This is a genomic window from Mesorhizobium sanjuanii (assembly GCF_002529485.1).
In the GTDB taxonomy this organism is placed as follows: domain Bacteria; phylum Pseudomonadota; class Alphaproteobacteria; order Rhizobiales; family Rhizobiaceae; genus Mesorhizobium; species Mesorhizobium sanjuanii.
Genome location: NZ_NWQG01000263.1, coordinates 1 through 11814 on the forward strand (window position 1 = coordinate 1; position 11814 = coordinate 11814).

Consider the following 11814-nt stretch of genomic DNA (forward strand, 5'->3'; position numbering starts at 1 on the left):
CTGCTCGATCCCGAGCTTGCCGCCGGCGGCGATGTCGAGGAGCCGCAGCGCCGCGAAAGCGAAGCCGAAGCCATGCCGCGCGTCTCCGCGATCCTCGCCCGCGAGGGCCTGATCGAACCCGACGGCGACATGCCGCAGGACCATGTTCCCGGCGACATCACCCGCGAACCGCTGGAATTCCCGATGGCGCGCGATATCCGCCTGCAGGCGCTGTCACGCGGCGACGAGGGCTTTCTGCTGGCGCTCGGCTATTCGACCCAGCGCGGCTATGCCCGCAACCATCCCTTCGTCGGCGAGATCCGCATCGGCGAGGTCGAACTGGAACTCGACGTGCCGGAACTGCCCTTCACTGTCCCGCTCGGCAGCATCCGCGTCACCGAATGCCAGATGGTCAACCAGTTCAAGGGTTCCGCCAAGGCGCCGCCGCAATTCACCCGCGGCTACGGCCTTGTCTTCGGCCAGAGCGAGCGCAAGGCGATGGCCATGGCGCTCTGCGACCGCGCTCTTCGCGCAACCGAACTCGGCGAGGATGTCGTCGCCGCCGCGCAGGACGAGGAGTTCGTCATCTCGCATTCCGACAACGTCCAGGCGACCGGCTTCGTCGAGCATCTGAAATTGCCGCACTATGTCGACTTCCAGGCCGAACTCGACCTGGTGCGCCGCATGCGCGCCGAGCACGATGCCCGCGAAAGTGCCGACATGCTGGAAGAAAAGAAGGAGGCCGCGGAATGAGCCTAGTCGCCCGACCCGCCGTCACCGCCACCGCTGTCGTGCGAATGGTCGCCATGCCCTCCGCGGTAGCCGCCGCTGGGGCCAATGCTCTCGCCGTGCGCGCCTTCCCTGGCTGCGGGAAAAACCATTCTTCGAAGGATAGAGGCAACCACGCAGGCGAACACCAGCAGGAGAATTCCGAGATACATCCAACCGGTTTGGGTCATCCGATTTCGCCCCTTTTTCCGCATCTTGGACGCCGATTCAATAGCACAGCGCGGATGTGAATCGCCATGACCGACATCGCCACCTACAACTTCGCCTATCTCGACGAGCAGACCAAGCGCATGATCCGCCGCGCGATCCTCAAGGGCATCGCCATCCCCGGCTATCAGGTGCCGTTCGCCTCGCGCGAAATGCCGATGCCCTATGGCTGGGGTACCGGCGGCGTACAGGTCACCGCCTCGATCATCGGCCCCGGCGATGTCCTCAAGGTCATCGACCAGGGCGCCGACGACACCACCAATGCCGTCTCGATCCGCGCCTTCTTCAAGAAGGTCGCCAATGTCGCCGTTACCACCGAGACGGCCAAGGCCACCATCATCCAGACCCGCCACCGCATCCCCGAACATCCGCTGAGCGCGGGCCAGGTGCTGGTCTATCAGGTGCCGATCCCCGAGCCGCTGCGCTACCTCGAACCACGCGAGACCGAAACGCGCAAGATGCACGCGCTGGAGGAATACGGCCTCATGCATGTGAAACTCTACGAAGACATCGCCAGGCATGGCCGCATCGCCACCACCTACGCCTATCCGGTCAAGGTCGAGGGCCGCTATGTGATGGATCCCTCGCCAACGCCGAAATTCGACAATCCGAAGATGCACAATTCGCCGGCTTTGCAACTGTTCGGCGCCGGCCGCGAAAAACGCATCTATGCGCTGCCGCCGTTCACCGAGGTGGTCAGCCTCGACTTCGAGGACCATCCCTTCGAGGTGCAGACCTTCGACCAGCCCTGCGCGCTTTGCGCGGCCGAGAATGTCTATCTCGACGAGGTCATCCTCGACGACCATGGCGGCCACATGTTCGTCTGCTCCGACACTGATTATTGCGAGAAGCGCCGCGAAGAGGGCCATCGCGGTCATCTCGCGCCCGAAGCCCATGTTGCCCCAGAAAAAGTGGAGCCAGCGCAATGACCGACGAACCGCTGCTGCGCGTCTCGGCGCTGTCCAAATTCTACGGTTCGCGCGTCGGCTGCGAAAACGTCACCTTCGACCTGTGGCCGGGCGAGGTGCTGGCTGTCGTCGGCGAATCCGGTTCGGGCAAGACGACGCTGCTCAACTGCCTGTCGACCCGGCTGCTGCCGAGTTCCGGCACTGCCAGCTACCGCATGCGCGACGGCCAGTTCCGCGAACTCTACCGCATGGGCGAGGCGGAACGCCGCTTCCTGATGCGCACCGACTGGGGCTTCGTCCATCAGAACCCCGCTGACGGCCTGCGCATGACGGTGTCGGCCGGCGCCAATGTCGGCGAGCGGCTGATGGCGGTCGGCGACCGCCACTATGGCAAGATCCGCGCCACCGCCGTCGACTGGCTGTCGCGCGTCGAGATCGACGAGGATCGCATCGACGACGAGCCGCGCGCCTTTTCCGGCGGCATGCGCCAGCGCCTGCAGATCGCCCGCAATCTCGTCACCGGGCCGCGGCTGGTGTTCATGGACGAGCCGACCGGCGGCCTCGACGTCTCGGTGCAGGCGCGCCTGCTCGACCTGTTGCGCGGCCTCGTCACCGACCTCGGCCTGGCGGCGATCGTCGTCACGCACGACCTTGCGGTGGCGCGGCTCCTGTCGCAGCGCATGATGGTGATGAAGGACGGCCGCGTCGTTGAAAGCGGCCTCACCGACCGCGTCCTCGACGACCCCCGCGCACCTTACACCCAGCTCCTTGTTTCCTCGATATTGCAGGTGTGACCATGGCAACCCCTCTCGTCGTCTCCGACGTCGCCAAGAGCTTCACCATGCATCTGCGCGACGGCATCGGACTGCCTGTTGTCGCCGGCGTCTCGTTCTCGATCCAGGCCGGAGAATGCGCCGTGCTCGGTGGTCCCTCCGGCGCCGGCAAGAGCTCGATCCTGAAGATGCTCTACGGCAACTATGCCGTCGACGAGGGGCAGATCATCGTCCAGCATGATGACGGTCTCATCGATCTCGCGACAGCCAGCCCGCGCACGGTGCTTGCCGTGCGCCGGCAAACCATCGGCTATGTCAGCCAGTTCCTGCGCACCGTGCCGCGGGTCTCAGCTCTCGACGTTGTTGCCGAGCCGCTGATCGAGCGGGGCGAGGAACGCGAGGCCGCGCGGGAGAAATCTCGTTCTCTGCTGGCTGAACTCAACCTGCCGGAAAAGCTCTGGGCGCTGCCGCCGGCGACGTTTTCCGGCGGCGAGCAGCAGCGCGTCAACATCGCGCGCGGTTTCATCACCGAGCACCCGATCCTGCTGCTCGACGAGCCGACCGCATCGCTCGACGCCAGGAACCGCGACGTGGTGATCGAACTCATCGCCGCCAAGAAGGCCGCCGGCGTCGCCTTGCTCGGCATCTTCCACGATCACGACGTGCGCGAGGCAGTAGCCGACCGCGTCATCGACGTGACCGCTTTTGCCGCCGGGAAAATCGCCGCATGAGCAGAAAGCTGTCGGAAGCACCGCTGGTCCATGAGACGGCGCAGGTCGAGAACTCGACGCTCGGCCGCTGGACCGAGGTCGCCGAACGCAGCCGGGTCTCGGAAAGCACGCTCGGCGACTATTCCTACATGATGCAGGACTGCGCCGTCTGGTGCGCGACGATCGGCAAGTTTTCCAACATCGCCGCCAGCGTGCGCATCAACGCGACCAACCATCCGACCTGGCGGCCGACGCTGCACCATTTCACCTATCGCGCCTCGGACTATTGGGACGACGCCGAGCACGAGAGCGAGTTCTTCGCCCAGCGTCGCGCCAAACGCGTCTCTATCGGCCACGACACCTGGCTTGGCCACGGCTCGACCATCCTGCCCGGCGTCACCGTCGGCGATGGCGCCGCGGTCGGCGCCGGCGCTGTTGTATCCAGGGATGTCGCCCCGTACACGATCGTCGGTGGCGTGCCGGCCAGATCGATCCGCGAACGCTTCGACCGCCGCACGGCGGAACGCTATCAGGCGCTCGCTTGGTGGGACTGGGATCACGCCCGGCTGCGCGCCGCGCTCGACGATTTTCGCGCGCTGGAGGCGGAAGCCTTTCTGGAAAAATACGAAGAGTGAATGGTGAATGGTGAATGGGAGGCAGCGTCACCGACCGGAGAACGCTTCTCACTATTCACTATTCACCCATTCACACCCCTGACACATGACTCGGACAAGACGCGGTTCTCCCAAGGAGATCGCCATGCTCGACAAGCCAAGATCCTCGCTCGCCGGATTTTTCGAAGGCACCAACCCGACCCCTCCGGTGCATCTCGGCAGGCGCTACGACACCTCTGGTAATTTTCTCAACGAGCCCGGCAACACCGTTGTCTGCCATCTCGTCAAAGGCTCGCCGTCCGAGGCGACGGTCATCGACGTGCGTGAGCGGATGCGCGCCATGCCCGATGCCGACCGGCTGGCCTTCACGCCGGTCTCCAGCCTGCACATGACCCTGTTCCAGGGCATCATCGAATACCGCCGCAGGCTTCCCTATTGGCCGGCGGATGTGCCGCTCGACACCAGCATCGACGACATGACCCGCCTCTATCAGCAACGCCTGAACGGCTTCGAAGGTCGCGGTGCCTTCAAGGTCAAAGTGATCGATGTCGTGCCGACCGGCTTGACGGTTGCCGGCGCGACCGATGAGGACGTGCGTATCATGCGCGAATGGCGCGATGCCTTGTCGGTGCCGTTCGGATACCGGCATCCCGACCACGATGCTTACGTCTTCCACATCACTTTCGCCTACCAGATCTGGCGTCTGGCGGACGAAAAAGCGTCCGAATGGCAAGATCTGTTCGACGATTGCCTCTCACTGTTTACCCGGCAGGCTCCGGTCATCGAGCTGCGGCCACCCGCCTTTTGCAGCTTCAGGGACATGGAGCATTTCGAGGAACTGCTGGTCCTCGGCTGATCCCTTCCCTGCCGCTCGAACGGCAGGGTTTGGGTCAACTCGCCTTCCCGCTCGGCGCACCTGTGGGCGGTAACAAAACTGACATCAATCCGACACCGCAGGTTCATGCCGTTGCGCTAGCGAGGGTTAACAGACCTTCAACCGCGATTGGACTGGAGCTTACCCCATGTCAGCAACGCTCGAAATGTCAGCGACGCTCGAAATTCGCGGCGTCACGCGCCGGTTCGGCAAGAACACTGCTGTCAGCAATGTCGACATCTCGATCCCGCACGGACAGATGGTCGGGATCATCGGTCGCTCCGGCGCCGGCAAATCGACCCTTTTGCGCATGATCAACCGCCTCATCGATCCGAGCCAAGGGTCGATTTTTTTTGACGGCGCCGAAGTTTCGCGGCTGCGCGGCTCGCCGCTCCGGCGCTGGCAGCGCGACTGCGCCATGATCTTCCAGCAGTTCAACCTGGTGCCGCGCCTCGACGTGCTGACCAATGTGCTGCTCGGCCGGCTCAATCATCGCTCGACCCTTGTCAATCTGCTCGGCGTCTTCTCCCGCGAGGAACGGGCCGAGGCGATCGCGGCGCTCGAGCGTCTCGACATTGCCCGCACGGCGTTGCAGCCGGCCGGTACCTTGTCCGGCGGCCAGCAGCAGCGTGTCGCCATCGCCCGCGCCATGTTGCAGCAGCCCAAGGTGATCCTAGCCGACGAGCCGATCGCCTCGCTCGACCCGCTCAACGCCAAGGTGGTGATGGATTCCCTGCAGGATATCAATCTTCGCGAGGGCCTCACCGTCGTCACCAATCTGCACACGCTGGATACCGCGCGCACCTATTGCAACCGCATCATCGGCATGGCCGCCGGCAAGGTCGTGTTCGACGGCCCGCCCGAAGACCTCAACCGCGAGGCCGTGCGCATTGTCTACGGCGCCGACAGCAATGGCGGCGAAATCTCCGAGGCCATCACCTCGACCAGCGTCACCATCAAGCCAAAAATCGCCGCATCCGCCGGACCGCTCGAGCCCGCATTTCCTGGCTACTAGCTCCATGATCCCAACCAGTGGATACCGGTATACGAAAAAGATCATGGACAGGCAAAAGAGCGCCTGGATCGCCAGCCCGCGTAAAGGGCGCTGTCAAAATTCGAACGCTGCCGGCGCGATGCCGGAACCAACAGGAGAGACGCGAATGTTTAGAAAGATACTTCTCGGTGCCGTTTCCATCCTCGCCATGGCGATGGGCGCGGTCCAGGCACAGGATCTGAAGGAGTTCCGCATCGGCATTCTGGGCGGCGAGAACGAAGCCGACCGTCTGCGCAACTACCAGTGCTTCGCCGACCACATCAAGGAAGTCCTCGGCGTCGAGAAGGTTTCACTGTTCCCGGCCGCCGACTACGACGGCGTCATCCAGGGCCTGCTCGGCGGCACGCTTGACTATGCCGAACTGGGCGCTTCCGCCTACGCCAAGGTTTATCTCGAAAACAAGGACGCGGTTGAGCCGATCCTGACGACGGTCCAGACCGACGGTTCGACCGGCTACCATTCGGTCATGGTCGCCCGTGCGGATTCCGGCATCAAGACGCTCGCCGATATGAAGGGCAAGAAGCTCGGTTTCGCCGATCCGGATTCGACTTCGGGTTATCTGGTCCCCGTCACTTCACTGCCCAAGGACATCGGCATGGATGTGAAAAGCTACTTCGCCTCGACCGGTTTCGGCGGCGGCCATGAACAGCTTGTCCTTGAAGTGCTGAAAGGCACCTTCGACGCCGGCACCACCTGGGCCTCCGGCGTCGGCGACTTCAAGGACGGCTACAGCTCGGGCAATCTGCGCAAGATGGTCGACAAGGGCGTCCTTAAGATGGATGATCTCGTCGAATTGTGGCAGTCACCGCTGATCCCGAACGGCCCGCTGGTCGTGCGTACGTCGATCGACGCCGGCGCCAAGCAGAAGATCACCGATTTCCTGACCAATCTTCCGCAAACCGATCCGGCCTGTTTCTCGGCGGTACAAGGTGGCGATTACAAGGGCTATTCGCCGGTTACCCCGGCGTTCTATCAGCCGATCATCGACGCCCGTAAGGCGAAGATCGGCTCGTAAGCAAACTGCCACAACGCCGCCGGGGCCATGTGCCGCCGGCGGCGTTGCCGCATCAGGGGCCGGGGATCTATCGATGAGTGCGACCGATGTTTACCGCGCGCCTGCGCTTTCACCGGAGGGAGCCACAGTCGAGCGGCACTGGCGCGACCTCGCCGCCCGCCGGCGCCTTTACACGGTCGGCGGCCTGGTTTTCCTGTTTCTTGCACTCTCCGGCTCGCTCTGGTTCGCCAACGAAACCAACGCCGGAAAGTTCTTCGACCGCCTTCCCCATGTCGCCGATTTTTTCACCGAGTTGAAGCCGCGCGACTGGTTCGACCCGGTGCGCGCGCTGTTCGACTTGCCGTCCCCCTATGACGATGGCAGCCTCAAATTCGACTACCCCGAGGGCCGGGTCTACCTGACCCAAAGCATCTACATTCCGGAGTATTTCCACCGGATGATCGAGACGCTGAACATTGCCCTGTTTTCGACGCTGGTGGGCTCCACATTCGGTTTCCTGCTCTGCTTCCTGGCGGCAGGCAACATCACGACCAGTCGCTGGCTCCGTTTCACCACGCGCCGCTTCCTTGAAATTGTTCGCGCCTTTCCCGAAATCGTCATCGCCGGCTTCTTTCTGGCGATCTTCTCGCTTGGACCCATTCCGGCGATCCTCGCGGTCAGCATCCACACTGTCGGTGCGCTTGGAAAAATGTTCTTCGAAGTGGTCGAGAACGCCGACATGAAGCCTGAAGAAGGCTTGCGGGCCGTCGGCGCCAACTGGGTCGAACGGGTATGGTTCGGCATCGTGCCTCAGGTCCTGCCCAACTTCATGAGCTATTTCCTGCTCCGCTTCGAGATCAATGTGCGCGCCTCGACCATTCTCGGCGCCGTCGGCGCCGGCGGCATCGGCGAATCCCTGCGTCTTTCGATCGGCCAAGGCCATGAGGCCAAGACCATTGCCATCGTCTTTCTGCTATTCTGCACGATCGTCGCCGTCGACCAGTTTTCCGCCTGGCTGAGACACCGTCTTGTCGGGAGCCAGGCGTTCGCATACGGGCGCGGAGAATGACGCAATGAACGCCGACGCCATCAACGACATCGCCGCTCGCCATCCGGATGCATTCCGGCCATCCCTGTGGAAGCGTTATGCCACCCCGATCGGCATCCTTCTGTGCATTCTCTACACCTTCTATTGCGCGTGGTTTTTCTCGGTCGGCGCCGTTCTCGAAAAGGCGAACTGGAACCTTGCCGGCGCCTATCTCGCTGACTGGGTATCCTACGAAATCCGGCCCGACATCGAGTTCAAGGACAACCACCTGACGATCAACTACTCCCGCTTCTCCAAGCTGGGATCCAATCCAAACCCCGACTGGGTGACCAAGCAGATGGCCGTGATCGAACGGCGGGTTGACGCCGCACCTGCACCAGCGATCGCGACCAACAAGTCGTCGCAGGGTTCTTTCATGGCGCCTGGCGCACCAACCGCCGAGAGCCCGGCCGCCTCGTCGGACCAATCGGTTCCGGCTGCGCCTGAGACGGTGCGCGAAGAGGCCGTCGTGGCGGCAACCGTCGTCTTCGGCAATGGCCGGATCGCCATCACGCCAAACCTCGTCACTGTCACACGCGGCGCCGAAAGCGTCACCTTCGACATCGCCAAGAACAGTTCTGTGACGCCGCGCACACCGCTGCCTAACTGGATCGAGCAACGCAGGCCAGGCTCGACAGCCTATGTCTCGTTCGGCTTTCTCGGTCGCGCCGAGGTGCAAAATGACGAAGTGATCGCCTGGAGACGTTTCTTCGGCTGGGCCAATTTCGTGTTCGACACGAATTCGCCATTCTGGGGAAAGCCGATCAGTGAGGTCGCTTCACTGATCGTTTCCGGGGCACGCATCGACCCGTCGCGGTCAAACGCAGCGCTCGCCTGGGACAACATCCTCAACAATGCCGAGTGGCAGCACGGCGACGTCTGGCTGAAACTTTTGCAAACCATCGTCATGGCTTTTGTCGGCACGGTTCTGGCCTCGATCGTCGCCTTTCCGCTCGCCTTCCTGGCTGCGCGCAACGTCACGCCGAGCCGGATAGCCAATCAGCTGACAAAGCGCTTTTTCGATTTCCAGCGGTCTGTCGACATGCTGATCTGGGCGCTGTTCTTCACGCGCGGCTTCGGGCCGGGGCCGCTGGCCGGCATGTCGGCGATCTTCTTCACCGACACCGGAACCCTCGGCAAACTCTATTCCGAGGCGTTGGAAAACATCGACGACAAGCAGCGCGAGGGCATCCGTTCGGTTGGCGCCGCGCCGGCAATGGTGCAGCGCTACGGCGTGCTTCCCCAGGTTCTGCCGGTATTCCTTAGCCAATCCCTCTATTTCTGGGAATCGAACACGCGCTCGGCGACGATCATAGGCGCCGTCGGCGCCGGTGGCATCGGCCTGAAATTGTGGGAGGCCATGCGCACCAACACCAATTGGGCCAATGTGTTCTATATGGTTCTGCTGATCCTGGTTGTCGTCTTTATCTTTGACAACATCTCCAGCTACCTGCGCCGCAAACTGATGGGGACCATCGCAAACGGCAACGATGAGCGACGCGCTCCCACAGGCCTACCGCCGGCGGCTCGGATCGCCTGAGAGGAAAGTCGGCGGCGTCCTAATTTAGGCGCCTGCCTTCTTCCAGCCGTTCCTGATGTGCTTGTAGCCGTCGCGGTAGACAGCCTCCGGGCTTTCCGAAAAATCACGCCACACTTTGGTGGCCGCCGCCAAATCCTTCAACGAACGGCCGAATGCCTCGATCGTCAGCCAATCGTCGTAGCCGCTCTTGCGAATTGCCGAAAACGTTTCCTGCCATGGGATGTTGCCGCGCCCCGGCACACCGCGATCGTTCTCCGAAATGTGAATGTGGACGATGTTCCGGCGGTTGCGCGTATAGGCGCCGATCGGGTCGGCCTCCTCGATATTGGCGTGGAACGTGTCGTACATCGCCTTGATGTGCGGCCGGTCGATCGCGTCGATATGCTCCGACAGATCGTCCATCGTGTTGAAGAGGTAGCATTCGAAGCGGTTGAGCGCCTCCAGCCCGATGGTGACGTTCTTCTTGCCGGCATGGTCGCCGATGGCGCGTTGCGAGGCGACCGAGCGTTTTTTCTCGGCTGCCGTCGGCCCAGTGCCGGAGAAAGCGCCCAGTGTCGAATGCAGCGGCCCGCTCAACGTGCTCGCGCCAAGCGCATGAGCGCAGTCGATCGCCCATTTCATATAGTCGATACCGGCCTTGCGCGTTGCGCCATCGGCCGAGATCAGGTTCCTCGCCGGATCGCCCATGGCCGAAACGGCGGTGCGTTCCAGCCCGATGCGGTCGAGCAGCGCGCCGAGCCCTTTGTAATCGTCCGGCGTGCCGGCAAAGATCGGTATCTCGACGCCGTCGAAGCCGGTCGCCTTGATATCCCTGAGCAATGGCTCGTGTTTCTTCGACACGGCCGTCGTCCACAAAAACATGCACATGCCGATTTTCATCGACGCCCTCCCTTTTCTCGGCGCTGCTGGGGTGCTGAGATTCAGGTCAGGCCGCGCCGAAAACGGTAGTTTCCGAGAACCGGAGCGGAGCTTACTTTTCGTACGTGAGCACCGGAAGCGCAGGAAACTGCCGTTTGCAGGCCGGCATCACCTGAAGATCAGTACCCCGATCAGAGCTTCGTCCACGCCCCGTTCTTCTTCGACGACTTCACGCAGGCCTCGATGAAGGCCATACCTTCGACGCCGTCCTGGATGGTCGGGAAGACGACATCCTTTGCCGGCTTGCCACCTTTCCTGCGCGCCGCGCGGATGGCGCGGGCCGCCTCCTGGTAGATGTTGGCGAAGCCTTCGAGATAGCCTTCCGGATGGCCTGACGGCACGCGGCTGACGCGCCCCGCGACCGGCAGCGCGCCGGCGCCATTTCGGGTGATCAACTGCTTCGGCTGGCCGAACGGCGTGTACCAGAGATAGTTCGGGTCGGCCTGCACCCATTCGAGCCCGCCCTTCGTACCGTAGATGCGCAATTTCAGCCCGTTCTCGTGGCCGGGCGCCACCTGGCTCGCCCACAACATGCCCTTGGCCGGATGCGTCTTGCCGACGGGTTTGAAGCGAAGCATCACATTGACATTGTCGTCGAGCTGTCGCCCCGGCACGAAGGCATCGAGATCGGCCGACAGCGCGTCAAGCTCCAGCCCGGAGACGAAGCGCGCCAGATTGTAGGCATGCGTGCCGATGTCGCCCAGCGCGCCACCCGCGCCCGCCTGCTTGGGATCGGAGCGCCAGGACGCCTGCTTCTGGCCCGTCGCCGCGAGGTCCTCGGTCAGCCAGTCCTGAGGATATTCCGACTGCACGATGCGGATGTCGCCGAGCTGCCCCTCGGCCACCATCTCGCGCGCCTGCCGTATCATTGGATAGGCGGTGTAGTTATGGGTGAGCACGAACACCTTGCCGGTCTTTTCGACCAGGGCGGCAAGCTTCTTCGCTTCCGCCAGCGTGGTGGCCAGCGGCTTGTCGCAGATGACATGGATGCCGGCCTCGAGAAAGGCCTTCGCCGCCGGCACATGCACATTGTTGGGGGTGACGATGGCCACCGCCTCGATCCCGTCCGGCCGCTTGGCCTCGGCCTTGGCCATCTCGGCGAACGAGCCGTAGCTGCGCGTGGGATCGAGCCCGAGTTCGGCGGCCGATGCCTTGGCACGCGTCGGATCCGACGACAGCGCGCCTGCCACCAGCACGAACTCATTGTCCATGCGCGCCGCGATCCGGTGCACCGCGCCGATGAAGGCGCCTTGCCCGCCGCCGACCATGCCGTAGCGGATCGGGCCGCCTCCCGTTTCCGACTTCGATGCGCCGACCATGATTTTTCTCCCTCGTTAGTTCCCCCAAAGGGCGGGGCTATCACATAT

Annotated in this window: 13 protein-coding genes; 10 read left to right on the forward strand and 3 right to left on the reverse strand. The window is 63.1% G+C overall.

The window, feature by feature from the left end; genetic code table 11:
• Window positions 1-732, forward strand: a 732-nt coding sequence (locus CN311_RS30075) for a carbon-phosphorus lyase complex subunit PhnI (protein WP_097577221.1), incomplete at its 5' end; no start/stop codon positions are given.
• Window positions 733-734: 2 nt separating this feature from the next.
• On the opposite strand, the gene CN311_RS30080 is transcribed toward CN311_RS30075, so the two are convergent.
• Window positions 735-938, reverse strand: coding sequence for a hypothetical protein (locus CN311_RS30080; protein WP_133117290.1), 204 nt, complete (start codon window positions 936-938; stop codon window positions 735-737).
• 66 nt (window positions 939-1004) lie between these two features.
• Here CN311_RS30080 and CN311_RS30085 point away from each other — a divergent pair, with 66 nt between their 5' ends.
• The 9 genes from CN311_RS30085 (at window position 1005) to phnE (CN311_RS30125) (ending at window position 9529) form a co-directional block, all read left to right on the forward strand.
• Entirely contained in the window at window positions 1005-1904 is a 900-nt protein-coding gene (locus CN311_RS30085; protein ID WP_097577223.1) for an alpha-D-ribose 1-methylphosphonate 5-phosphate C-P-lyase PhnJ, read from the forward strand.
• Entirely contained in the window at window positions 1901-2677 is a 777-nt protein-coding gene (gene phnK, locus CN311_RS30090) for a phosphonate C-P lyase system protein PhnK (protein WP_097577224.1), read from the forward strand. Before CN311_RS30085 ends, phnK begins: the two co-directional genes overlap by 4 nt.
• A 2-nt stretch (window positions 2678-2679) precedes the next feature.
• Window positions 2680-3387: a phosphonate C-P lyase system protein PhnL gene (gene phnL / locus CN311_RS30095; protein WP_097577225.1), complete on the forward strand. Its 708-nt coding sequence runs from the start codon at window positions 2680-2682 to the stop codon at window positions 3385-3387.
• On the forward strand, window positions 3384-4001 hold the full coding sequence (locus CN311_RS30100; RefSeq protein WP_097577226.1) for a DapH/DapD/GlmU-related protein: 618 nt from the start codon (window positions 3384-3386) through the stop codon (window positions 3999-4001). The genes phnL and CN311_RS30100 overlap by 4 nt, the downstream gene beginning before the upstream one ends.
• Before the next feature lie 124 nt (window positions 4002-4125).
• The gene (locus CN311_RS30105; protein WP_097577227.1) at window positions 4126-4836 is read left to right on the forward strand and encodes a DUF1868 domain-containing protein; all 711 of its coding nucleotides are present in this window, start codon (window positions 4126-4128) and stop codon (window positions 4834-4836) included.
• Window positions 4837-5002: 166 nt separating this feature from the next.
• The gene (phnC, locus tag CN311_RS30110) at window positions 5003-5869 is read left to right on the forward strand and encodes a phosphonate ABC transporter ATP-binding protein (RefSeq protein ID WP_097577228.1); all 867 of its coding nucleotides are present in this window, start codon (window positions 5003-5005) and stop codon (window positions 5867-5869) included.
• A gap of 145 nt (window positions 5870-6014) precedes the next feature.
• Window positions 6015-6923: a phosphonate ABC transporter substrate-binding protein gene (gene phnD, locus CN311_RS30115; RefSeq protein ID WP_097577229.1), complete on the forward strand. Its 909-nt coding sequence runs from the start codon at window positions 6015-6017 to the stop codon at window positions 6921-6923.
• A gap of 73 nt (window positions 6924-6996) precedes the next feature.
• The gene (gene phnE, locus CN311_RS30120) at window positions 6997-7971 is read left to right on the forward strand and encodes a phosphonate ABC transporter, permease protein PhnE (RefSeq protein ID WP_097577230.1); all 975 of its coding nucleotides are present in this window, start codon (window positions 6997-6999) and stop codon (window positions 7969-7971) included.
• A gap of 4 nt (window positions 7972-7975) precedes the next feature.
• Window positions 7976-9529, forward strand: a complete 1554-nt coding sequence (phnE, locus tag CN311_RS30125; protein ID WP_097577231.1) for a phosphonate ABC transporter, permease protein PhnE — start codon at window positions 7976-7978, stop codon at window positions 9527-9529.
• A gap of 24 nt (window positions 9530-9553) precedes the next feature.
• On the opposite strand, the gene CN311_RS30130 is transcribed toward phnE (CN311_RS30125), so the two are convergent.
• Both CN311_RS30130 and CN311_RS30135 read right to left on the reverse strand, forming a co-directional pair.
• A complete protein-coding gene (locus CN311_RS30130; RefSeq protein WP_097577232.1) occupies window positions 9554-10408 on the reverse strand; it encodes a sugar phosphate isomerase/epimerase family protein in 855 nt (284 codons plus the stop codon).
• A gap of 170 nt (window positions 10409-10578) precedes the next feature.
• Window positions 10579-11766 (reverse strand): Gfo/Idh/MocA family protein, encoded by a 1188-nt coding sequence (locus tag CN311_RS30135; protein WP_097577233.1) that lies wholly within the window; start codon window positions 11764-11766, stop codon window positions 10579-10581.
• Window positions 11767-11814: the final 48 nt, after the last annotated feature.

Bases quoted from the DNA above. Each gene is read 5' to 3' on its own strand.
- phnE (WP_097577230.1), top strand. From the start codon at position 6,997: ATGAGTGCGACCGATGTTTACCGCGCGCCTGCGCTTTCACCGGAGGGA.
- phnE (WP_097577231.1), top strand. From the start codon at position 7,976: ATGAACGCCGACGCCATCAACGACATCGCCGCTCGCCATCCGGATGCA.
- phnL (WP_097577225.1), top strand. From the start codon at position 2,680: ATGGCAACCCCTCTCGTCGTCTCCGACGTCGCCAAGAGCTTCACCATG.
- phnD (WP_097577229.1), top strand. From the start codon at position 6,015: ATGTTTAGAAAGATACTTCTCGGTGCCGTTTCCATCCTCGCCATGGCG.
- CN311_RS30085 (WP_097577223.1), top strand. From the start codon at position 1,005: ATGACCGACATCGCCACCTACAACTTCGCCTATCTCGACGAGCAGACC.
- phnC (WP_097577228.1), top strand. From the start codon at position 5,003: ATGTCAGCAACGCTCGAAATGTCAGCGACGCTCGAAATTCGCGGCGTC.
- CN311_RS30130 (WP_097577232.1), bottom strand. From the start codon at position 10,408: ATGAAAATCGGCATGTGCATGTTTTTGTGGACGACGGCCGTGTCGAAG.
- CN311_RS30080 (WP_133117290.1), bottom strand. From the start codon at position 938: ATGACCCAAACCGGTTGGATGTATCTCGGAATTCTCCTGCTGGTGTTC.
- phnK (WP_097577224.1), top strand. From the start codon at position 1,901: ATGACCGACGAACCGCTGCTGCGCGTCTCGGCGCTGTCCAAATTCTAC.
- CN311_RS30100 (WP_097577226.1), top strand. From the start codon at position 3,384: ATGAGCAGAAAGCTGTCGGAAGCACCGCTGGTCCATGAGACGGCGCAG.
- CN311_RS30135 (WP_097577233.1), bottom strand. From the start codon at position 11,766: ATGGTCGGCGCATCGAAGTCGGAAACGGGAGGCGGCCCGATCCGCTAC.
- CN311_RS30105 (WP_097577227.1), top strand. From the start codon at position 4,126: ATGCTCGACAAGCCAAGATCCTCGCTCGCCGGATTTTTCGAAGGCACC.